General features: G+C 56.1%; 22 protein-coding genes. 18 read left to right on the top strand and 4 right to left on the bottom strand.

The window, feature by feature from the left end:
- Positions 1 to 32: 32 nt before the first annotated feature.
- Complete coding sequence (locus C1713_RS09825) at positions 33 to 1,019, top strand: ABC transporter substrate-binding protein (RefSeq protein WP_420852651.1); 987 nt, start codon at positions 33 to 35, stop codon at positions 1,017 to 1,019.
- A gap of 162 nt (positions 1,020 to 1,181) precedes the next feature.
- Here C1713_RS09825 and C1713_RS12480 read toward each other — a convergent pair whose 3' ends face one another.
- Positions 1,182 to 1,307, bottom strand: coding sequence for a secretion protein HlyD (locus C1713_RS12480; protein ID WP_071586093.1), 126 nt, complete (start codon positions 1,305 to 1,307; stop codon positions 1,182 to 1,184).
- A gap of 142 nt (positions 1,308 to 1,449) precedes the next feature.
- On the opposite strand from C1713_RS12480, the gene C1713_RS09815 reads away from it, so the two are divergent.
- From C1713_RS09815 to C1713_RS09760, 11 genes are all read left to right on the top strand, one after another.
- Positions 1,450 to 2,553, top strand: coding sequence for a methyl-accepting chemotaxis protein (locus C1713_RS09815; protein ID WP_102493794.1), 1,104 nt, complete (start codon positions 1,450 to 1,452; stop codon positions 2,551 to 2,553).
- A gap of 120 nt (positions 2,554 to 2,673) precedes the next feature.
- Entirely contained in the window at positions 2,674 to 3,162 is a 489-nt protein-coding gene (locus C1713_RS09810) for a GNAT family N-acetyltransferase (protein ID WP_102493793.1), read from the top strand.
- Positions 3,163 to 3,432: 270 nt separating this feature from the next.
- Positions 3,433 to 4,092, top strand: coding sequence for an amino acid ABC transporter permease (locus tag C1713_RS09800; protein ID WP_170950834.1), 660 nt, complete (start codon positions 3,433 to 3,435; stop codon positions 4,090 to 4,092).
- Entirely contained in the window at positions 4,085 to 4,804 is a 720-nt protein-coding gene (locus C1713_RS09795; protein ID WP_102493791.1) for an amino acid ABC transporter ATP-binding protein, read from the top strand. Before C1713_RS09800 ends, C1713_RS09795 begins: the two co-directional genes overlap by 8 nt.
- A 1-nt stretch (position 4,805) precedes the next feature.
- On the top strand, positions 4,806 to 5,684 hold the full coding sequence (locus C1713_RS09790) for a DMT family transporter (RefSeq protein WP_102493790.1): 879 nt from the start codon (positions 4,806 to 4,808) through the stop codon (positions 5,682 to 5,684).
- Between the two features lie 11 nt (positions 5,685 to 5,695).
- Complete coding sequence (locus C1713_RS09785; RefSeq protein WP_102493789.1) at positions 5,696 to 6,676, top strand: cell division protein FtsZ; 981 nt, start codon at positions 5,696 to 5,698, stop codon at positions 6,674 to 6,676.
- A 32-nt stretch (positions 6,677 to 6,708) separates the two neighbouring features.
- Entirely contained in the window at positions 6,709 to 7,494 is a 786-nt protein-coding gene (locus C1713_RS09780; RefSeq protein WP_039981596.1) for an HD domain-containing protein, read from the top strand.
- A gap of 31 nt (positions 7,495 to 7,525) precedes the next feature.
- A complete protein-coding gene (locus C1713_RS09775) occupies positions 7,526 to 9,193 on the top strand; it encodes a glutamine--tRNA ligase/YqeY domain fusion protein (protein WP_102493788.1) in 1,668 nt (555 codons plus the stop codon).
- Between the two features lie 54 nt (positions 9,194 to 9,247).
- On the top strand, positions 9,248 to 9,544 hold the full coding sequence (locus C1713_RS09770; protein ID WP_170950810.1) for a hypothetical protein: 297 nt from the start codon (positions 9,248 to 9,250) through the stop codon (positions 9,542 to 9,544).
- Between the two features lie 33 nt (positions 9,545 to 9,577).
- Positions 9,578 to 10,864, top strand: coding sequence for an ArsB/NhaD family transporter (locus C1713_RS09765; RefSeq protein WP_050343227.1), 1,287 nt, complete (start codon positions 9,578 to 9,580; stop codon positions 10,862 to 10,864).
- 158 nt (positions 10,865 to 11,022) lie between these two features.
- Positions 11,023 to 11,949: a DUF1848 domain-containing protein gene (locus C1713_RS09760; protein ID WP_102493786.1), complete on the top strand. Its 927-nt coding sequence runs from the start codon at positions 11,023 to 11,025 to the stop codon at positions 11,947 to 11,949.
- Positions 11,950 to 12,026: 77 nt separating this feature from the next.
- On the opposite strand, the gene C1713_RS09755 is transcribed toward C1713_RS09760, so the two are convergent.
- Positions 12,027 to 12,608 (bottom strand): peptidase, encoded by a 582-nt coding sequence (locus tag C1713_RS09755; RefSeq protein WP_050343231.1) that lies wholly within the window; start codon positions 12,606 to 12,608, stop codon positions 12,027 to 12,029.
- 166 nt (positions 12,609 to 12,774) lie between these two features.
- Here C1713_RS09755 and C1713_RS09750 point away from each other — a divergent pair, with 166 nt between their 5' ends.
- From C1713_RS09750 to C1713_RS09730, 5 genes are all read left to right on the top strand, one after another.
- Complete coding sequence (locus C1713_RS09750; protein WP_102493785.1) at positions 12,775 to 14,289, top strand: HAMP domain-containing sensor histidine kinase; 1,515 nt, start codon at positions 12,775 to 12,777, stop codon at positions 14,287 to 14,289.
- Positions 14,261 to 14,953, top strand: a complete 693-nt coding sequence (locus tag C1713_RS09745; protein ID WP_006689818.1) for a response regulator transcription factor — start codon at positions 14,261 to 14,263, stop codon at positions 14,951 to 14,953. The genes C1713_RS09750 and C1713_RS09745 overlap by 29 nt, the downstream gene beginning before the upstream one ends.
- A gap of 143 nt (positions 14,954 to 15,096) precedes the next feature.
- On the top strand, positions 15,097 to 16,167 hold the full coding sequence (locus C1713_RS09740) for an IS30 family transposase (protein WP_102493784.1): 1,071 nt from the start codon (positions 15,097 to 15,099) through the stop codon (positions 16,165 to 16,167).
- A 268-nt stretch (positions 16,168 to 16,435) separates the two neighbouring features.
- Positions 16,436 to 16,732: a zinc-ribbon domain containing protein gene (locus tag C1713_RS09735; RefSeq protein WP_006689817.1), complete on the top strand. Its 297-nt coding sequence runs from the start codon at positions 16,436 to 16,438 to the stop codon at positions 16,730 to 16,732.
- 148 nt (positions 16,733 to 16,880) lie between these two features.
- Complete coding sequence (locus tag C1713_RS09730; protein WP_006689816.1) at positions 16,881 to 17,651, top strand: basic amino acid ABC transporter substrate-binding protein; 771 nt, start codon at positions 16,881 to 16,883, stop codon at positions 17,649 to 17,651.
- Between the two features lie 62 nt (positions 17,652 to 17,713).
- Here the strand turns inward: C1713_RS09730 and C1713_RS09725 are convergent, their stop codons facing one another.
- Both C1713_RS09725 and uraA read right to left on the bottom strand, forming a co-directional pair.
- On the bottom strand, positions 17,714 to 18,592 hold the full coding sequence (locus tag C1713_RS09725; protein ID WP_102493783.1) for an RluA family pseudouridine synthase: 879 nt from the start codon (positions 18,590 to 18,592) through the stop codon (positions 17,714 to 17,716).
- Positions 18,589 to 19,848, bottom strand: a complete 1,260-nt coding sequence (uraA, locus tag C1713_RS09720) for a uracil permease (RefSeq protein ID WP_102493782.1) — start codon at positions 19,846 to 19,848, stop codon at positions 18,589 to 18,591. The genes C1713_RS09725 and uraA overlap by 4 nt, the downstream gene beginning before the upstream one ends.
- 180 nt (positions 19,849 to 20,028) lie before the next feature.
- On the opposite strand from uraA, the gene C1713_RS09715 reads away from it, so the two are divergent.
- On the top strand, positions 20,029 to 20,994 hold the full coding sequence (locus tag C1713_RS09715) for a type I phosphomannose isomerase catalytic subunit (protein WP_050343245.1): 966 nt from the start codon (positions 20,029 to 20,031) through the stop codon (positions 20,992 to 20,994).
- Positions 20,995 to 21,073 lie beyond the last annotated feature (79 nt).

The raw sequence follows: 21,073 nt of genomic DNA, 5'->3' as shown, positions 1-21,073 counted from the left end.
GGCTATAGATCTATAAAAGGAGTTGTGGAACGATGAGCAGATGGCTGCGTGCAGTGATGCTGCTGTGCATATTCATGCTGTTATTCTCTTTGACGGGCTGTGGTATTTCGGACAGGCAGGCTCAGAACACCTACAATGTTACTGATGCGGATGGGACGGTTGTGTCTATTTTGCATAAGCCTCAACGGATCCTGACGATTGGCGCGAGCAGTGATGAGATGATGCTTGGCCTTGTGGAGCCGAAGCGCATGGCTGCCATCAATGAGACTCTTGCCAATACAGAGGATACGAATATTCCATGGGTACGTGAAAAAATCTCAAACGTTATTTCTCGCAACCCATCAGTGGAGGAAATCGCTGCTTTGCGGCCGGATCTCGTTGCTGTTCCGGAATGGCTGCCGAAAGAGAATGTCGATGCAATACGAGACCTGAATATACCTGTTGTTGTATTCAAGTCAGCAGCCACCATAGACGATATCCATGAAAATATACGCTTGCTTGCTGCGGCTGTTGGAGAATCGGAGCGCGGGGAGAAGCTCATTAAGAAAATGGAAGACAAACTTGCTGAGCTCCAAGAGAAAATTGCCTTAGTGCCGGAGGAGAAGAAACACAAGAGTATTGCGCTTATTTCCATTATGCCAAATTATGGCGGCGCAGGGTCTACCTTTGATGAGCTCTGTCGTTATACGGAGTCCATCAATGCAAAGGCTGCCGCAGGGAATCATATGGGAGAGGAGATGACAAAAGAGCAGCTCATTGCTGCGAATCCTGACTACCTTTTCTTCCCCAGCCATGAAAATGCAGGTTCACGGGAAGAAGGGTTTGGCAAGCAGTACTTAGAAGACCCTTCGCTGGCGCAGATGACGGCCATACGGGAAAAGCACATTGGGCATCCGTGGGCACGATATGTCTACAATATTTCTCAAGATATTGTATTTGGCATACAAGAGACTGCATGGCTTCTTTATGGCGATGAATTCCGACTGTCGCGACAGGAGTTTTTGACGGCTGTGGAGTAAAGGAGGTTCTGATACATTCGATGCTGCCCCCGTGACGTAGTTTTTGCTGCTCGTACTTTGACGGAAAATCCTCCACAGAGCACCACGCTGCATTCGGAGTACCACACGTTCAGACGAAAAAACGACACCGATCTGGCGAATGTCATTTTATCGGCGGCCATTTTAAGGAAGCACTGATAAATTCGGCACGCCCATCTTGACGCATCTTTTTCGCCCGCTTTTCGTTAGCAAATCCTCCACATAGCCCTCGCTATGCGTCCGGTTTGCTGCCTCAATCGGACAAAAAATCTACGCCAATCTGGCATACCTCATTTTATCAGTGTTTCCTTAACTTAGGGCGGTGCATCAGGCCGAAGACTTTTTGCTTGCATATATAGGATGATATGGTACAATAAATCTAAGGTTGAGAAATGTTTTTGGAGGGAATGCAATGCTTGACAAGAACAGTGCCGCTGCCGGCGGCACACAGGATTTTGCAGAGAAGATTCAGGGAATTATTGCGGGGCATGAGAAGAATGAGCTGTTCTCAAAGCTGCATGACAGCGAGCCATACGCCGCAGAGCTGAATGCACTGATCGACTGTGTGAACGAGGAGCTTGAGTATCAGCGATTTCGTCTGCGTACGGTCAACGAGGCAATCAAATCCGGTATGTGGTACATGAAGATCAATCCGGATTTCAGCATTGCCTATGCAATCTGGTCGGATGAGTTCCGCCGTATGATCGGCTTCCGTGACGCATCGGACTTCCCAAACACAATCGAGTCGTGGAGTTCGCGTCTGCACCCGGACGATGTGGAGGGAACGTTTTCCTCCTTCAACGCCTGCATTCGGGATCTCACGGGTCATACGCAGTACAATGCAGACTATCGTCTCAAGGTTCATGACGGCAGCTATCGTTGGTACCATGCGTCCGGCAATGTTGTACGCGACAAGAGCGGGCACCCGGAGGAGATCATCGGTGTCTTTGTCGATATCGACGAGGAAAAGCGGAAATCGGAGGTGCTGGATCAGAACGCACAGAAGAAGGAAAAGTTCTACGGCGAGCTTGAGACGATGCTCAGCAGCCTATATGCGTCGATTGATGCGATCACGGAGAGCGTGAGTCAGACGATGGAGCGCACGATGGAGATCTCAAACGTACAGGAGGAGATCACGAAGGCTGCAGAGGATACGCGCGGACAGACGGAGAACACGCTCAAGATGTCCGAGCTCGTTATGACGATCTCAAAGCAGACGAACCTTCTCTCACTGAATGCCTCTATCGAGGCGGCACGCGCGGGCGAGGCAGGGCGCGGCTTCTCTGTTGTGGCGGAGGAGGTCAGAAAACTTGCCGACAGCAGCCGCGATGCCGCAAGCAAGATCTTCGAGGCACTCGAATCCATGGAGAAGGCGGCAAGTCATATCGCCGAGCGCATTAAGTCCATCAACGGACTGATTGAGAATCAGGCGGCGAACATGAAGGAGATCAGTGCCTCGGTTGAGGAGGCAAAGGCAATGTCGGACAACATCGAGGCATTGTCTAAGAAGCTGTAACCATATATCCATGGGTCAATATTGACTTGTAAACGACCGCAGTCCCCCCATAAGCAGCATCTTTCGTGTGCTTATGGGGGAAATTTAGTTTATCTATTCAAATAAAAAGGGGTTGAGAAGATGTCAAGTGACATCATGCTTCGTACCTATCAGCCGGGAGATCCAAGCAAGGTCTGTTATTTTCAATACGAGCTCTATAAGCGTCAGTATGGCTTTAACGGATTTTATGAACAGGAGATGCTGCGCGGGATGGCGGAGCTCTACGATGACGTGGAGGGCAGTCAGATGTGGATTGCCGAACTGGATGGGAAGATGGTCGGTGATATCGCAGTCATCAAAAAGGGGACGAATCGGGCACAGCTGCGTTGGCTTGGTGTAGATATGGATGTGCAGGGACATGGGCTTGGAAATCGTCTGCTGGCGGAGGCGATTTCTTTTTGCCGCAGAAAAGGCTACCGCCGGCTCTTTCTGGGGACACTCGATCTCTTAAAGCCTGCACGCCATCTTTATGATAAATTTGGATTTCATCGAACGAAGAGTGAACCTTACAATGAATGGGACAAAAACAGAGAAATGTGCCGTGAGATTTGGGAATGTGAATTAACGTAATACAACAGCTGTAAAGAGCGTGAATTTATTGACAGCACAGGGGGATTGAAATATAATATTAAGGAATCACTGAAAAAAAGAAGTTCGTCAGATTAGCATAGATTTTTCGTTCGAACGAGGTGGAAAACCGGAGGCAGAATGGTGTTCTGTGGAGAATTTCCCGCCGAAGTGCGAGCAAAAAGATGCATCAAGATGATGGCGCTGAATTGATCAGTGCTTCCTTAAGGCGGCTGTTTATGCCGTCGTACTATTGACGGAATGGATGAGTTTATGAATTTCGATATGAATCTCGTGGTTAATTCGTTCCCGCTCCTGCTTGTCGGTGCGGGCGTGACGATTCAGATCACGGTGCTCTCGACGGCGATCGGTTTTGTGATCGGTCTGGTCGTGGGCGTTGCGCGCATCTCGCATCTGCGCCCGCTGCGCCTGCTTGCGGAGGTCTACGTGGAGTTTTTCCGCGGTACGCCGCTGCTCGTGCAGATTTTCCTCTTTTACTTTGCCCTTCCTGTGATCACGGGGCAGCGCATCGATCCGTTCATCGCAGCGATCTCCGCCTGCGGCATCAACTCCGGCGCGTACGTGGCGGAGATTTTTCGTGCGGGGATACAGTCGGTCGATGAGGGGCAGATGGAGGCTGGGCGCTCGCTTGGTATGACGTGGCTGCAGACCATGCGCTACATCATTGTGCCGCAGGCGTTCAAGCGCGTCATTCCGCCGCTCGGCAACGAGTTTATTGCGATGCTGAAGGATTCGTCCCTTGTCTCCGTCATCGGCTTTGAGGAGCTGACGCGGCGCGGTCAGCTCATCATCGCGAAGACTTACGGGTCGTTTGAAATCTGGATGAGCGTCGCCGTGATCTACCTCGTGATGACGCTGACGATCTCGCGCTTTGTCGCGTATCTGGAACGGAGGTGCCGCGTCCATGATTGAGATTAAAGAACTGCGTAAGTCGTTCGGCACGGATGAGGTGCTGAAGGGCATTGATCTCTCCATTGCGGAGAAGGAGGTCGTTGTCATCATTGGTCCGTCCGGCTCAGGCAAGAGCACGCTTTTACGCTGCATGAATCATCTCGAGGAGCCGACGGCGGGCGAGGTCACCATCGACGGCATCATACTTTCGGGCGAGGCAAACATCAATAAAGTGCGTGAAGAGGTCGGCATGGTGTTCCAGCGGTTCAACCTGTTCCCGCACATGACGGTGCTCGACAACATCATGCTCGCCCCGATGAAGGTAAAGCATATCGCACGCGCCGATGCTGAGAAAACGGCGCGTGAGCTGCTGGCACGCGTGGGGCTGGCGGAGAAGGCGGATGCCTATCCCGACAATCTCTCGGGCGGTCAGCAGCAGCGTGTTGCCATCGCACGTGCTCTCGCGATGCACCCGAAGGTGATGCTCTTCGATGAGCCGACGTCGGCACTCGATCCCGAGATGGTCGGCGAGGTGCTCGATGTCATGCGTGCCCTTGCTAACGAGGGCATGACGATGGTTATTGTGACACATGAGATGGGCTTTGCCCGTGAGGTAGGCGACCGCCTGCTCTTCGTGGACGAGGGACGCATCATTGAGTCGGGGGCACCGCGCGAGGTGTTCGAGCATCCACAGGAGGAGCGTACGCGCAGCTTCCTGTCAAAGGTGCTCTAGGATGCGCCTGCGCGGGAGTTTGATGCTGCTGGCGGCGGCTTTCTTCTGGGGGACGACGTTCGTCGCACAGATTCTCGGGATGGAGGGGCTTGGTCCCTATACCTATGCAGCAGCGCGCTTTGCCCTCGGGACACTGTTCATGACGGCGCTCTGGCTGCTCTATCGCGGACAGCGTAAGGCGCAGCGGCGCGCGGGCACGTTCCATTCGGGCTTTCGCGCCGGGATTCCCGTCGGGCTGGCGATGTTTGTCGGCGTGACGCTGCAGCAGGTGGCGCTCCTCTCGACGACAGCGGGTAAGACGGCGTTTATCACGACGCTCTACATCGTACTCGTGCCGCTTGCGGCAGTGCTGCTTGGTCACCGTATCCGAGCGGTGCAGTGGGGTGGTGCGCTCCTTGCCTTTCTGGGCGTCTACTTTCTCTCTGCCTACGGGGAAACGACGCTGAACCAAGGCGATGTACTTGTCTTTCTCTGTGCATTTTTCTGGATGGTACAGATTCTGCTCATTGACCGCTTTGCCCGCATGGTGGATGCCATCGAGCTGTGCCTTATGGAGATGCTGATCTGCACGCTCGGCAGCGCGTTGCTCGCTGTATGTTTTGAGACCTGCACGTGGGCGGCGCTCTCGGCCGCCGTGGTCCCGATCGGCTATGCGGGCATCCTCTCCTGCGGTGTCGCATACACCTGTCAGATTTTGGGGCAGGCGCATGTCGAGCCGACGCAGGCGGCGATTCTCATGTCGATGGAGGCAGTATTTGCCGCCGTGGCAGGATGGGCGGTTCTGGGGGAGACGATGAGCGCAGTGCAGGTACTTGGCTGCGCTCTGCTGCTTGCGGGCGCGGTCATGGCACAGGCAGCACCGAAAGCGTGTAGAGAATAAGGAGGCGCGATATGCCGACTGAGGGAATTATTCAGGCGAAAATTACCATCAAGGTGGTCGGCGTGGGCGGCGGCGGCGGGAATATCCTGCGCAGTGTGCGTGAGAACTACGATCTCGATATGACACTTGTCGGGCTCAACTCGGATCTTCGTCAGCTGCATGCGCTCGAAAAACAGGGGATCACCGTGCTGCCCATCGGTGAAAAACTGACGCAGGGGCGCGGCACGGGCGGCAGAGTCGAGGTCGGTGAGGAGGCAGCGCGCAGCGAGGAAAAGGCGATTCGTCAGATGCTTGAGGGGACGGATCTCGTCATCATCACGGCGACGATGGGCGGCGGCCTTGGGACAGGGGCGGCACCTGTTGTGGCGGAGATCGCACGCGACATGGGGATCCTCTCCATCGGCGTGGTGACGACGCCGTTCCACTTTGAGATGCCGCGCAAGATGCAGACGGCGCAGGCGGGGATCGCACGGATGCAGGGCATGACGGATGCCTTCATCACGATGCGCAACGACAACCTCCTGAAGATTGCCCCCGACCGCAAGATGTCGTTTGTCGATGCTTTTGCCCTTGCCGATGAGGTGCTGCGGCAGACGGTTGGCTGCGTGGCAGAACTGATTTTGACCACGGGGGTCATCAATGTTGATTTTGCCGATGTGACGACAATCTTTCGGCAGAGTGCATCGAGCGAAACCCTGCTCGCCATCGGTACCGATGAGACGCCGCAGAAGGCGGTGCGAAAGGCGATGGAGAGTCCGCTGCTCGACCGCAATACGGCGGGCGCACGCGGCGTCGTCCTCAATCTCACGGGAGGCCCCGCGATGAGTCTGCGTGATGTGGATGAGGCCGTACGCTATATCCATGGGCATGCACATCCTGCGGTCAATATCATTGCAGGACTGGTTGTGCAGGAGAGCATGGCAGACAAGGTGCAGGCGACGCTGGTCGCGACGGACTTTGACGAGAGCTATGTTCCGCCCGAGGAGGGATGATCGGGGCGATGTACGTGAAAGGAGGAACGCAGATGGAAAAACTCCTGCATGAAATGCACACATGGATGAATGCCTATATGCGCTCCTTTCGTACCAATGACCCCGAGGTCATGCGCGGCATTCAGCTCAAGGAGATTCATACAGGCTATGTGACGGCACATGCCCGCGCACTTGCCAAGCATCTTGGATGCCATGCGCACGATATGGCTATTGCTGAGATCATCGGACTCTTTCACGATGTTGGACGGTTTCGGCAGTATGCCCGCTATCGGACGTTCAACGATGCTGCGTCGGAGGATCATGCGGAACTCGGACTGAAGGTACTCGCAGAGGAGAATATCCTCGCGCCGCTTAGCGATGTGGATGCAGAGGCGGTGCGTTTTGCGATCAAATATCACAACAAAAAGGAAATTGCTCCGACCAGAGATGAGCGCAAGCTGTTTTTTGCCAAGGTAATCCGTGATGCGGACAAGCTTGACATCTATCGCGTTCTCCTCCCGTTCCTCACGCCGGAGGGCGCGGAGAAGGCACCGAACTTCGTCCCGTCGGACGCAGCGCAGGAGGTCAGCCCCGATTTCGTGGCGGACTTTGCCGCAGGACGACAGGCGGACTACTACCGTCTGCGTACGAATGGAGACCGCAAGATCGTACGTCTCATGTGGATTTACGATATCAACTTTATGTGGACGCTGCGCCGCATTGTAGAACGTGGCTATGTGGACACTTTTATTGCGAGCCTTCCTGCGCAGGCGGGGATTGCCGAGGGCGTAGCGAAGCTGCGCGCTTACATCGATCGGTACTGCGCACAGAACGATTGATATCGAATTATACGGATAGAGGGATAGGAACATGGCGGATGTAAAGACATCAAATTTTATCCGAAATATCATCGACGAAGATCTGCGTGCGGGACGACATGCGGAGGGGATCCATACGCGGTTTCCGCCCGAGCCGAACGGCTATCTGCACATCGGACACGCAAAGTCCATCTGCCTTAACTTCGGTGTTGCTGAGGATTACAATGGTCTCTGCAATCTGCGCTTTGACGATACGAACCCGACGAAGGAGGACGTCGAGTATGTGGATTCCATTCAGGAGGACATCCGCTGGCTCGGCTTCTCGTGGGGCGATCGGCGGTTCTATGCCTCGGACTATTTCGAGCGGCTGTATGAATATGCAGTCGAGCTGATTAAGAAGGGGCTTGCCTATGTGGATGATCTCACGGCGGAGGAGATCCGGGCCTATCGCGGTACGCTGACCGAGCCGGGCAAGGAAAGTTCGTGCCGCGGGCGCTCGATCGAGGAGAATCTGGATCTCTTCACGCGTATGCGTGCGGGTGAGTTTCCGGACGGAGCACGCGTTTTGCGCGCCAAGATCGACATGGCGTCGCCGAATCTCGTCATGCGTGACCCCGTGATCTACCGTATTGCCCATGTGTCTCATCATCGGACGGGCGATGCGTGGTGCATCTATCCGATGTATGACTTTGCCCATCCGCTCTCGGATGCGATTGAGGGCATTACGCACTCGCTCTGCACGCTGGAGTTCGAGGAGCATCGCCCGTTCTACGACTGGCTGCTCACGTCACTGGGTTTCCTTGCGGGGGAGCGGCCGCGTCAGATTGAGTTCGCACGTCTGAATCTCTCGGGCGCGATCACGAGCAAGCGCAAGCTGCGCCAGCTCGTTGAGGAGGGGCATGTGCGCGGGTGGGACGATCCGCGTATGCCGACCATCTCGGGGATGCGGCGGCGCGGTTATCCGCCTGCAGCCATCCGTGCGTTCTGTGAGGAGATCGGCGTCGCCAAGAGCAACAGCACGGTGGACAGCGCCATGCTCGAGCACTGTGTACGCGACGAGCTGAACCGCAACGCGCCGCGCATTATGGCGGTACTGCATCCGCTGAAACTCGTCATTACCAACTATCCCGAAGGCGAGACGGAGTATCTGCTCGCCGAGAACAGCCCGACGCACGGAGGACGGCGATATGTGCCCTTTGGGCGCGAACTCTACATCGACCGCGAAGACTTTATGGAGGATGCGCCGAAGAAATTCTTCCGCCTGAAGCCGGGCGGCGAGGTGCGCCTCAAGCACGCCTATATTATCCGCTGTGAGGAAGTCGTAAAGGATGCGGCGGGCGAGATCACGGAGCTGCGTTGTACCTATGATCCAGAGACGCGGAGCGGCGGTACGGCGGCGAACCGCAAGGTGAAGGGGACGATCCAGTGGGTCGCGGCAGAGCATGCGCTCACAGCGGAGGTGCGCCTCTATGACAGCCTGCTGCGTACGGCAGAGGAGGGCGAGGAGGAGCCGGCAGACTTCATTGCGGCGCTCAACCCGCACTCACTTGAGGTGCTGACAGACGCGAAGGTGGAGCCGAGCGTCCGTCTCACAGCGGCAGGGACGCGCTATCAGTTCCTGCGCGTTGGTTACTTTGTTGTTGACCCGGATACTACGCCGGATCATATAGTGTTCAACCGCATCGTCGGGCTGAAGGATACGTGGAGCAAAATCAAGTAGCGCATTCTTTTTCTCGATGTGTTATGTGCCACGGACGGCAGGAGGAGGTTTGCTGTGGCAAAGATACCAAAAGATTTGTCCGACAAGGATATGATGCAGGGGCACGAGGCAGAGGAAACTCTCGCCGAGACCATGCTGCGTCAGGAGCGGCAGGCAGAGGAACGCGCCCGTGCGGCAGCGGCAAAGGAACCGCCCGCCGATCTCGCGCGTGCGGGACTCAGCGCCGCGCAGGCAGAAGAACTCGGCAAGGCTCTGCTGGAGCTGAAGCTGGCACTCGCGCAGGAGGGTGAGACGAATGTCAAGCTGAAGATCCGCCGCAGCGGCCGACAGGTGATTATCACGGCGACGTGATGGATTTCTCATAACGAGAAGTAAGGATGTGTAATGATGGAAACAGCAACGATTGTGGCGATTGTCATATTTGTCGTCGCATACGCGCTCATCATCTCCGAGAAGGTGCACCGCACCATCGTGGGACTTTTTGGCGCCATGCTCATGATACTCTTCGGGATCATCGATCAGGAGGTCGCAGTTCACCATATCGATTTCAATACGCTCGGACTGCTCATGGGCATGATGATCATCGTCAATATTACGAGTGAGACGGGACTATTCAACTTCCTCGCCATCTGGGCGGCGCAGAAGGTCAAGGCGCAGCCCATTGCGCTCCTCGTCGTTCTCTCGACCATTACGATGGTCTGCTCGGCTCTTCTGGACAACGTTACGACGGTTCTGCTTACCGTACCAATCACGTTCAGCATCACGTCACAGCTCAAGGTCGACGTCATGCCGTATCTCATTTCGCAGATTTTGGCATCGAACATCGGCGGAACGGCAACGCTCATCGGCGACCCGCCGAACATTATGATCGGCAGCGCGGTCGGGCTCGATTTCATGGCGTTCGTTGAGAACCTTACATTGATCTCGATAATTATCTTTATCTTGGTACAATTCATTCTTATTGGCCTCTACCATAAAGGCCTGCATACTCAGCCGGAGCTGCAGGATAAGATCATGCGTCTCCCTGCGGGCGCACAGATCACCGATCATGCTCTTCTGCGCAAGTGCCTTGCCGTTATCTTCCTCACGATTACGCTCTTTGTCCTGCACGGCAGTCTCGGCCTTGAGTCCGCGACGGTCGCACTCTCGGGCGCAGGTCTCCTCCTCCTTCTCACGGCGACGCGCGATGAGGGCGCGATCGTCAAGGTGCTCTCAAAGATTGAGTGGCCCGCGATCTTCTTCTTCGGCGGGCTCTTCATCCTTGTCGGTGCACTCGTAGAGACGGGCGTCATCCGTATGCTTGCGGCTGAGGCGATCAAGGCGACGGGCGGCAATGTCGAGGCAACCGCCATTCTCATTCTGTGGATGAGTGCCTTTGCCTCTGCCTTTATCGACAACATCCCGTTTGTCGCCACGCTGATTCCGCTGATTCAGGATATGGGACAGATGGGACTCAGCAACCTCGATCCGATGTGGTGGTCGCTTGCTCTCGGCGCGTGTCTCGGCGGCAACGGAACGCTGATCGGTGCAAGTGCGAATGTCGTCGTCGCGTCGATGTCGGCACAGCGCGGCCGTCCGATCTCCTTCCTTGGCTTCATGAAGGTCGCTATGCCTGTCATGATCTTTACGATCATCATCTCGAACATCTACGTCTATATCCGGTATCTCTAAGAGAATGTAAACTACAGTGGATCTGTTGTAGCCCCCCCTAAAGCCTTCCCCGTTATCACGGGGAAGGGGGACCGCGTAAGCGGTGGAAGGGGCACAACAGCCCCATTTTTCTTTTTCTCCGATTCGTGTTATCCTGTGAAAAGGGGAGGAGGTATGCGATGATACTCAACACGGGCATGCGTACGGATATTCCGGCGTTCTATGCGCCGTGGCTGGTGAATCGGCTGCGTGCGGGCGAGGTCTGTGTCCGTAATCCCTATGACACACAGCAGGTGACGCGCTATCGCCTTGATCCGCGCGTGGTTGACCTCATCGGCTTCTGTACGAAGAATCCCGCACCGATGCTCCCCTATATGGATCTCCTCGCACCGTTCGGGCAGTTCTGGTACGTCACCATCACGCCCTATGGCAGGGATGTTGAGCCCCATGTTCCGCCATGGGAGGAAGTTGTGCGTTCATTTCATCAGCTCTCGGCTGCTCTCGGAACGCACTCCGTCGGGTGGCGCTACGATCCGATCATCCTTGACGCACATCATACGCTGGCGTGGCACAGAACAATGTTTGCCGCGATGGCAGAGCAGCTGGCGGGGCAGACGGAAGTGGTCGTCATCAGCTTTCTCACGCGCTATGCCAAGACGCGCCGCAACTTTCCCGAGGGACGTGATGTCACGCACGCAGAGCGCATGGAGCTCGGTGCATTTATCATTGAGACGGCACGGCGGTGCGGTATGACCGTCTATCCGTGCGGCGGAGGTGATGCACTCGCTCTATACGGGGCGAATACGGGCGGCTGCATGACCCCGCACATCTATGAGCGGGCACTTGGGCGGCGCATTCACTTCCCGCACTATCAGCCGCAGCGCAGGGAGTGCCGCTGCTATCTCGGTGCGGACATCGGTGCATACGACAGCTGCCCGCATCTCTGCCGCTACTGTTACGCCAATACGCATCCTGCGCGTGTGCGCCGCAGCCGTCTCGCTCACGATCCCGCATCCCCCTTTCTCATCGGCCATGCGGAGGAGGGTGACCGTATCCATGAGGCGCGGCAGGAAAGCTGGCTCGAATGGCAGGAGAATTTATTTTAGCGGATATAAAAACGGGAGAGCCATGCGAGACGATGGGTCTGTGCATGACTCTCCCGTTGATGCGATTCCTCTATTGTTTAGAAAATATGGTCGTCTGTATCAGCGTCACTCGCGAGGAGTGCGCCGGTCACGGCGTCGATGCGGAGCTTGTAGGTGATGTTGTTTGCCGTGCATTTCACCTTGTAGAATGGGCGGAAGTCTGTCTGTGCGGCAGGATCAGCAGGCACGGCAGGTGCCGCTGCGTCCTGCGCCGCTGCAGCAGGTGCGGACTGTGCCTGTTGTCCTCTGTGGTCTCGATTTCCGTGCTTCCCCTTCTTGTGCCCTTTGCGGTCGTGGTCACGATCACCGTCGTGATCTCTCATTTTCAGTTCGAGCGGACGGAAGGTCAGCTCTGCCTCGGATTTTCCGATGGATTCGGCGGCAATCGACCGCACCTTGTCCTCATCGAGCAGAACAATGTTTCGCTGTGCTGCCTGAGCAGCGATCATTTCCGAGCGAGCCTGCCGCTTCATGAGGGATTGTGCCTCGGCCTGCTGATAGTGGAAGTAGGCTGTGCCGGCGGTGGCGACGCCGACGAGAACAGCGAGAGCTGCTGCCTTCTTCAGATGTGCGGGACTGAATACGCTCTTGACCTGTTCTTTGATTTTCTGTGCTTCCATGATGAAATCCTCCTTTTGTTTGTCACATTTTTGCTGACAGGTATATCCTATCGGAGAAAGTTAAACAAAGTGTAAACACGCGTAAAACTTTTTCAAAAATCGACGGACAGCGCGGATTTTTTCCTCTGAATCCATTATAATGGCATCATGAAAGTGAGGTGTCGATATGCACCTGCGTGATTTGTCGCTGAAAACAAAGCTCCTGCTGACCAATGCGCTGATGGTCGTCATACCGATCTGCGTCCTTGTCGCCATCGGTGCAGCGCTTCTTGGCGGACTGCGCCATGCAGGAACGCTGCAGCAGCAGGCACTTGAACTGCTCTGGCCGGAGAAGGGGACAAATCTCTCTGTACCCTTTGCACTGAGTTCGCTGCGTGCTGCCGCAGAGAGGAAGCAGTTCAAATGGAATCATGCTGAGCGTGACGTTCATCTGCTGGAGTCGGCAGGCGTCCGCGTCTCTATCGTGCAGGATGGTCTCCTCTATCTGACCGATGGGGCAGATGCCGATGACATTCGGTATGCGGTGATGCGTGAATGCGGGGCGCGCGGCTCCGCACTGACATGGAACGATGCGGGACTTTTTTTTCGCTATGAGGGGGACCGCAGCGGCATTGTTTTCATGGGGGCAGGCGCTGTTCCGATGATGCGGCATCACGATGAGATGCGTATTTCGCCGCCGATGCGGGAGACGGTGATCAACGCGGTGTTTATTTTTTTCATCGTCATCACCTCGGCAGGGATTTTCCTGCTCGGGCGTTATCTTGCCCGCCTCCTTTCGGCGCAGATTCTTGCACCGCTTGCTGCGATACGTGATGCCGCCGGCGCGATGCAGCATGGTGATTTCGACCATGCCCTGCCTCCGATGGGCAGTGATGAGGTGGGGGCGACCTGCCGCGCTTTTGATGCCATGCGCAGCGATCTGCGGCGCGCACGCCTGCGGGAGGAACAGGAGGAGGCACGGCGGCGGGAATTCCTCATCGGTGTACTCCATGACATCGCAACGCCGCTGACCGCCGTCAAGGGATATGCGAGCGGCCTGATCGACGGGATCGCTGCGACGCCGGAGAAGCAGCGGGCCTATGCTGAGCGCATCGCCCGTGCGGCGGCGACGATGGAGGGGCTGACCACACAGCTGCGTTCTTTTTTGCGCACAGAGACAGGCGAGGTATCGCTTACATGGGAGGTCGTTGAGGCACAGACATGGATCAATGCGTTCATTGATACGCATGCGGCGGACTTTCGCGAGCGGGGCATTGAGCTGTCGATGGCGGAAGGCGGGGGGCAGACGTATATCCGCATTGACCGCAGTGCATTCGCCCGCGTGCTCGAAAACCTGTGGGAAAACAGCGGGAAGTACCGCCGCGGGGAACGAGCGCACGTCTGTATGTCGCTTTCTCATGAGGGAGATTTTCTCGCCATCCGCTGTGACGACGACGGCGTTGGCGTGCGCGAGGAGGAACGGGAGCGGCTGTTTGACCTCTTTTACCGCACGGATGCGGCGCGTACCCATGTCGCTGACGGCAGCGGGCTGGGACTGGCGATCGTGCGCCGGATGATGACGACGTTCGGCGGCAGTGTGCGGGCAGAGGAATCCCCCATGGGAGGGCTGCGCATCGTCCTGCTGCTGCCAATTCGGAAAAAGGAGGACACGCATGAAGAAGATACTGCTGGTCGAGGATGACGCTGCTATTGCCGAGCTGGAGCGTGACTATCTGGAAGCAGATGGCTTCGCCGTCGATATTTCCGCGGACGGCGATGCGGGGAAGCGCCTCGCCATGACGGGGGACTATGATCTGCTTTTGCTGGATGTGATGCTGCCGGGGGCGGATGGATTTGCCATCTGCCGCGATGTTCGGAAAGCATACGATATCCCCATCCTCATGGTCTCGGCGCGTCTTGAGGATGTCGATAAAATACGCGCACTCGGACTGGGGGCGGATGATTATATCATCAAACCGTTCAGTCCGAGTGAGCTGGCGGCACGCGTCAAGGCACATCTTGCGCGTTATGAGCGCCTCAAAGGCAGTGCAGGAGATGCGGCTGTCCTGCGTTTTGGCGCGCTTGAGATTCAGCCGCAGACGCGGCGCGTATTTCTTGGGGGAAACGAGGTGATTCTTGCAGCACGCGAGTTTGATCTCCTGCTCTTTCTCGCGCAGCATCCGCAGGTCGTCTTCAGCAAGGAGACGCTGTATGACCGCGTCTGGGAGTTGGATGCCATGGGCAGTACGGCGACCGTCTCCGTCCATATCAATCGGCTGCGCGAAAAGATGGAACGCGATCCTGCCCATCCACAGTGGCTGCAGACGGTCTGGGGGGCAGGGTACCGCTTTAATGATGGAATGTAGAAGGGCGATGAAGACATGACAGCCCTACCATCTGAACGACACGTAAGTTGTAAAATAAATTGACGCAAAAAGTTCCATTTTGCAAACGGTTCAGTTAAACTTTTAGTCACAACACAAAAAGAAACTGAAAGTGAGACTGCAAAATGGAACAGAATCATTGTACTACAAAAACAGGGAAATGGAAACAGCTGACGGAGCGGGATCGGTACAAAATCGAAGCCTATTTCCAGGCCGGGTTGAAGCCGCAGGAAATCGCCGCATACATTGGCTGCTCCAAGCGTACGATTGAGCGGGAGCGGCGTCTTGGAATGACAGTACAGCTCAAACCTGCGACGAAGAATATCAAGACCTGCGGAGACCTGCAGGTGCAGTGGGTGTATCTTGCCGATGTAGCACAAAGACGACACGAGGAAAACGCTGCTCGTAAAGGGCGGGGGCTGAAAATCGATAAAGACCACGCGCTTGCTCGACACATTGAACATAAGATCAAAACAGAAAAATGGTCTCCTGCGGCAGTTATCGGTGAGCTCTGTCAACGCGGCTGGAGCTATGATGTCCGCATTTGTGTCAAGACCCTGTATAACTATATCGATCAGCAGCTGTTTTTCGAACTCACAAACGACGACCTCCTATACAAAAAGAATCAGGGTAAACAGACAGAAAACAGCAGGCGCGGTGTTGCGTGGAATAACCGGGACGGGAAAAGCATCGACGAGCGCCCTGAGCCGGTGAATCGGAGAGAGGAGTTCGGACATTGGGAGATTGACTTGGTCGTCGGTCGCAAAGGGACAAAGCCGGTAATTTTAACATTGGTCGAACGGCAGACGAGGAAATCACTCTATGTTCTGATAAAGAACAAGAGCCAAAAAGAAGTACTGCAAGCACTTCGTCGGTTGCAGCGGCGCGTCAAAGGAGACTTTACGCACGTATTCAAGAGTATCACGGCAGACAACGGGTCAGAGTTTTTGGATGGCGAAGGAATGAAGCGTGCCGCCAAATGCGGCGAGGTATATTACGCGCATCCGTACAGCAGCTGGGAGCGTGGAAGCAACGAAAACGGAAATCGGATGCTGCGCAGGTTTCTTCCCAAGGGAACGGACTTCAGCAAATTGAAGCCGAAGGAACTGCAGCGGATCGAAGATTGGGTTAACAACTATCCGCGCAAGATTTTCGGATATAAGTCAGCAAATGATATGTATGCTGCGATGATATAACTCGCTAAAAGTTTAACGAGACCTTGCGACAATTAAACTTGCAATTTGCCACCATCTGAACGACAATAAAAAATGCTTGCACTTCATGAAAAATGCCTGTATAATACAGAGCGTTGAAATCCGTTCCTCAAGTCCTGATCGTCGTTCAATGAACGAGTGAAGCACTGTTTATATATGCAGTGTTTGCCCGAACCATAATCTCAGTGAACGCTTTCCGAGTGCGGCGAATGGAGAGTCAAAATTATTTTTCAAGGGAGATTGTGGAAGAATGGCTTTTGAAGACAAAACCCTCGTATGCAAAGAGTGCGGCAAGGACTTCGTGTTTACCGCAGGTGAGCAGGAGTTCTACGCAGAGAAAGGCTTTGAGAACGAGCCGGCGCGCTGCCGTGACTGCCGCGACAAACGCCGCCGCAGTCGTGACGATCAGAATCATGGCGAGCGTCAGATGTTCCATGTGGTCTGCGCCGAGTGCGGCAAGGACACGGAAGTCCCGTTCGAGCCGAAGACGGATCGTCCGGTTTACTGCCGCGACTGCTTCAATGCAAAGCGCGCAGCACGTTTCTAAAACGATTTAGATTTCATGGGGGGATAGCAGCACAGACGGTGCGGCGTCCCCCTTTGTTTTTTGGAATCACGGATAAAACAGCCCATCGGATTGGAAATCATGCGGCTGCGTTTATCTGTGTGTCCTTTATCTTTTGAGGAGGTTTCCCATGAAGCTGAAGAAATTGGCACTCGTGCTGACGGGTGCACTCGTGAGCCTTTCCCTGCTCGGATGCGGCGCAGGCGGCGATCAGGCGAAGCAGGCAAGCAAGCTCCGCGTCGGCGCATCGATTGACTTTGCCCCGTTTGAGTTCCAGGATGAGGGACAGAAGGACTATCAGGGCTTTGATATGGATCTCATCCGTGCCGTTGCCAAGGAGATGGGCAGCGAGGCAGAGATCCAGAACATCGGCTTCGACGGCCTGATTCCTGCCCTGCAGGCGAAGAACATCGACGTGATCATCAGCGGTATGACGATCAACGACGAGCGCAAGGAGAAGGTCGCGTTCTCTGATCCCTACTATCAGTCCGGCCTGACGATGGTTGTGCGCAGCGATGAGGAGAACATCAAGTCGTTCAGCGATCTGAAGGGGCATAAGGTCGCCGCTCAGATCGGCACGACGGGTGCCAAGATGGCAAAGGAGATGGAAGGCGTCACCGTCAGCGAACTGAATACGCCGGCGGACTGCTTCATGGAGCTGAAAGCAGGCGGCGTAGATGCCGTGATCAACGACCGACCGGTCAATGACTACTACATCAATCAGTCACAGGCAACCGGTGTGAAGACACTCGCAGACCGCCTCTCTGCTGAGGACTATGGCATCGCTATGGCGAAGGACAACACCGAGCTTCAGCAGAAGATCAATGCAGCACTTAAGAAGCTGCATGATAACGGCGAGTACGATAAGATCTATCAGAAGTGGTTCGGCGCGAATAAGTAAGATTCGGATCGAGCATAGAGAAAACCCCGCAGATGCAAATTTTCATCTGCGGGGTTTTTGTCTCATGGATGGACGAGGCACGCAGCGATCTGCGCCATGTCCCTAGGGAGCGGGGCAGTCAAGATGAGCACTTCCTTGGTGCGCGGATGTACGAGGGTGAGATGCGCCGAGTGGAGCGCGTGCCGTGCGATTGGCTCCGTCGTTCCGCCATAGAGATCGTCGCCGAGAAGCGGATGTCCGCAATGGGCGAGGTGAACGCGGATCTGATGCGTGCGCCCCGTGTCAAGCCACAGGCGCAGGAGACTGTAGTTGCCGTTCGTTCGCTGCGTTTCGTAATGGGTACGTGCGGGCTTTCCGTCCTCTGCCACGCAGCGGAGGATGATGCTCGGCAGGGCACGCGCGATCGGTGCATCAATACAGCCCGCAGGGGGCATGATCGTGCCTTCGATCAGGGCGAGGTACTCGCGCCGCAGCGCGTTCTGGCGCATGATCTGGTACTGCACCTCGGGGTGCTTTGCGATGAGGAGCAGCCCGCTCGTATTGCGGTCGAGGCGGTGGCAGGGGTGAACGTCGAGATGGACGCCGCAGGCGGCATAGTATCCGCGCACGGCGTTCGCGATGGTGCCGCGCGTTTCCTTTGTCGTCGGATGGACGAGCTGTCCTGCGGGTTTGTCGAGGACGAGCAGATCGTCGTCCTCATAGACAATCGAAAGCGGCAGCGCTTCGGGAACGACGGTGCTGACGACAGGCAGATCGTATGTGATGTGGTCGCCGTCCTTCACCATCGTGCGTGCAGCGATCGCAGGGCTGCCGTTCCATGTGAACGCACCATGGTGTTTGATGCGTTTCCACAGGCTGCCCGAGATGCCGTGCACGTGCATGAGGTAGGCCTTGGCGGGACATGTTTCTCCTCTGGGGAGATCGACGCGGAGCTCTGTCATTTCTGCGCGGTGGCATCCTTGCGCCGCAGGGCGAGGATGATGCGGAAGGAGATGGAGAGGATGATGGCGATCACGGTGGCAAGCGACATTCCTCGCAGAGTCACTGTGCCGATGGTGATGCTGGCGGTCGATACGCCGACGCCCATGACGATGGAGGTCAGGAGGAGGTTCATCGGATTGTTGTAGTCCACCTTTGCCTCGACGAGGATGCGGATGCCCGAGGCGGCAATCACACCGAAGAGCAGCATGGAGACGCCGCCCATGACGGGGGTCGGGATGCTCTGGATGAGTGCGGCAAGTTTGCCGAGGCAGGAGAGCAGGATGGCAAAGATCGCTGCGCCGCCGATGACCCATGTCGAGTAGACCTTTGTGATGGCGAGGACGCCGATGTTCTCGCCGTAGGTGGTGTTCGGCGTGGAACCGAAGAGGCCCGAGAAGATGGTCGAGATGCCGTTGCCGAGGAGGGAGCGGTCAAGCCCCGGATCTTTGGCGAGGTTGCGTCCGACGATGTTGCCCGTCACGATGAGGTGCCCGATGTGCTCGACGATGACGACGATGGCAGCAGGTAGGATGATGAGGACGGCATTCAGCTCGAAGGTCGGCGTGTAGATGGTCGGGAGGGCAAGCCACGGCGCGGCGGCGACGTTCGAGAGATCGACGATGCCGACGGCACAGGCAATGAGATAGCCTGCGATGACGCCGATGAGGATGGGGATGATGGAGAGGAAGCCACGAAATGCCATGGAGGCAAAGATCGTGATGGCGAGCGTTGCGATGGAGACAAAAACGACGGTCGGGTCGACCTTCTCCGCTGTCAGACCTGCCATCCCCGCCGCCGTCGGCATCAGCTCCAGTCCAATGACGGCGACGATTGCGCCCATTGATGCGGGTGGAAAGATCACGTCGATCCAGCTCGTTCCAATGGTATGAACAATGAGGCTGACCAGACAGAAGACGATGCCGACGATGATGAAGCCGCCGAGTGCCGCCTCATAGCTGTACTCGGACAGGACGATGAAGACGGGAGAGAGGAAGGCAAAGCTCGAGCCGAGATAGGCAGGGATTTTCCCCTTGCACAATATGAGGTAGAAGAGTGTGCCGATGCCGTTGAAGAGCAGCACGGTCGCAGGATTGACATGAAAGAGAATCGGAACAAGCACCGTTGAGCCGAACATGGCGAAGAGGTGCTGCAGGGAAAGCGGGATGGTTCGCCGAAGCGGCGGACGTTCATTGGTGTCGATCTTGGTTTGAGACATGGAAATCACTCCTTTAGCTTTCCTATGATACCATAGAGGCGAATGGGGGACAATCGGGACTTTTGAAGGAGTAGGGAGTCACGGGGAAAATCAGGGAATCGATGGACAGCGAAATCTTTTCTTTGCTTCCTTAAAGATTTCAGAGGGATTCGGTAAGATATTATAAAGGAGGAATTGCCGATGAATGAGCCGATGAAGCTGACCGCGCCGCTGAAGGACTATCTCTGGGGCGGGACACGTCTGCGGGACGAATACGGCAAGCGCACGGAGCTGTCGAAGGTGGCAGAGAGCTGGGAGCTCGCCTGTCACCGTGACGGAAAGAGCGTTATTGCCAGCGGCACGGCGGCAGGGGAGACGCTCGAGGCGTGGCTGACACGCGCGGGGGCAGAGGCACTCGGCACACGAGCCGCGCAGTTTCCGTATTTCCCTCTCCTCATCAAGCTGATCGATGCACACGACAATCTCTCTGTGCAGGTGCATCCGAGCGATGACTATGCCCTGCGCGTGGAGGGGGAGTACGGCAAGACGGAGCTCTGGTACGTCGTCGATGCCGCCCCGGGCGCAGAGATTCTCTACGGTTTTGTGCATGCGATCGCAAAAGATGAATTTCGCAGGCGTATTGCGGACAACACACTCCTTGAGGTCGTGCGTCATGTACCGGTACAGAAGGGGGATGCGTTCTTCATTCCTGCGGGGACACTCCATGCCATCGGCAAGGGGCTGCTCATCTGTGAGATTCAGCAGAGCTCCAACGCGACGTATCGTGTCTACGACTATGGGCGCATCGGCGCCGATGGGAAGCCGCGCGACCTGCATGTCGAAAAGGCTCTCGATGTGACGTCGCTCGTGCCCGTTTCGCTGCGTGCAGAGCAGCTTCCTACGGCGGATGAATTTCGTGGCGCGGAGGTGCGCCTGCTCGCCGCATGCCCGTATTTTACCGCCTATCATCTGCGTATTGACGGCATGTGCGAGAGCACGGCGGGGGCAGACTCCTTTCACTGTCTGACGATTCTCGCAGGGACGTTGACGCTGACGTGGGCGGGCGGGGAGCTCTCCGCCGTCAAGGGGGAGAGTGTCTTTATCCCCGCGCATCTTGGACAATATATGCTGCACGGGATGGGGGAGCTGATCCTCAGCAGGGTGTGACTGCCGCAGACGGCTTTCATGGGACTTGACGCCTTTGTTATAATGAAAACACGATACTTTGGGAATCGCTGAGTTTATC

This window comes from Centipeda felix (genome assembly GCF_900186465.1).
Taxonomy (GTDB): Bacteria; Bacillota; Negativicutes; order Selenomonadales; family Selenomonadaceae; genus Centipeda; species Centipeda felix.
The sequence above is the reverse complement of the archived record's forward strand: the minus strand, read 5'-3'. Positions and strand labels throughout refer to the sequence as shown.

Bases quoted from the DNA above. Each gene is read 5' to 3' on its own strand.
- C1713_RS09780 (WP_039981596.1), top strand. From the start codon at position 6,709: ATGGAAAAACTCCTGCATGAAATGCACACATGGATGAATGCCTATATG.
- C1713_RS09715 (WP_050343245.1), top strand. From the start codon at position 20,029: ATGAATGAGCCGATGAAGCTGACCGCGCCGCTGAAGGACTATCTCTGG.
- C1713_RS09725 (WP_102493783.1), bottom strand. From the start codon at position 18,592: ATGACAGAGCTCCGCGTCGATCTCCCCAGAGGAGAAACATGTCCCGCC.
- C1713_RS09810 (WP_102493793.1), top strand. From the start codon at position 2,674: ATGTCAAGTGACATCATGCTTCGTACCTATCAGCCGGGAGATCCAAGC.
- C1713_RS09785 (WP_102493789.1), top strand. From the start codon at position 5,696: ATGCCGACTGAGGGAATTATTCAGGCGAAAATTACCATCAAGGTGGTC.
- C1713_RS09735 (WP_006689817.1), top strand. From the start codon at position 16,436: ATGGCTTTTGAAGACAAAACCCTCGTATGCAAAGAGTGCGGCAAGGAC.
- C1713_RS09795 (WP_102493791.1), top strand. From the start codon at position 4,085: ATGATTGAGATTAAAGAACTGCGTAAGTCGTTCGGCACGGATGAGGTG.
- C1713_RS09800 (WP_170950834.1), top strand. From the start codon at position 3,433: ATGAATTTCGATATGAATCTCGTGGTTAATTCGTTCCCGCTCCTGCTT.
- C1713_RS09790 (WP_102493790.1), top strand. From the start codon at position 4,806: ATGCGCCTGCGCGGGAGTTTGATGCTGCTGGCGGCGGCTTTCTTCTGG.
- C1713_RS09745 (WP_006689818.1), top strand. From the start codon at position 14,261: ATGAAGAAGATACTGCTGGTCGAGGATGACGCTGCTATTGCCGAGCTG.
- C1713_RS09755 (WP_050343231.1), bottom strand. From the start codon at position 12,608: ATGGAAGCACAGAAAATCAAAGAACAGGTCAAGAGCGTATTCAGTCCC.
- C1713_RS09740 (WP_102493784.1), top strand. From the start codon at position 15,097: ATGGAACAGAATCATTGTACTACAAAAACAGGGAAATGGAAACAGCTG.
- C1713_RS09775 (WP_102493788.1), top strand. From the start codon at position 7,526: ATGGCGGATGTAAAGACATCAAATTTTATCCGAAATATCATCGACGAA.
- C1713_RS09815 (WP_102493794.1), top strand. From the start codon at position 1,450: ATGCTTGACAAGAACAGTGCCGCTGCCGGCGGCACACAGGATTTTGCA.
- C1713_RS09765 (WP_050343227.1), top strand. From the start codon at position 9,578: ATGATGGAAACAGCAACGATTGTGGCGATTGTCATATTTGTCGTCGCA.
- C1713_RS09750 (WP_102493785.1), top strand. From the start codon at position 12,775: ATGCACCTGCGTGATTTGTCGCTGAAAACAAAGCTCCTGCTGACCAAT.
- uraA (WP_102493782.1), bottom strand. From the start codon at position 19,848: ATGTCTCAAACCAAGATCGACACCAATGAACGTCCGCCGCTTCGGCGA.
- C1713_RS09825 (WP_420852651.1), top strand. From the start codon at position 33: ATGAGCAGATGGCTGCGTGCAGTGATGCTGCTGTGCATATTCATGCTG.
- C1713_RS09730 (WP_006689816.1), top strand. From the start codon at position 16,881: ATGAAGCTGAAGAAATTGGCACTCGTGCTGACGGGTGCACTCGTGAGC.
- C1713_RS09760 (WP_102493786.1), top strand. From the start codon at position 11,023: ATGATACTCAACACGGGCATGCGTACGGATATTCCGGCGTTCTATGCG.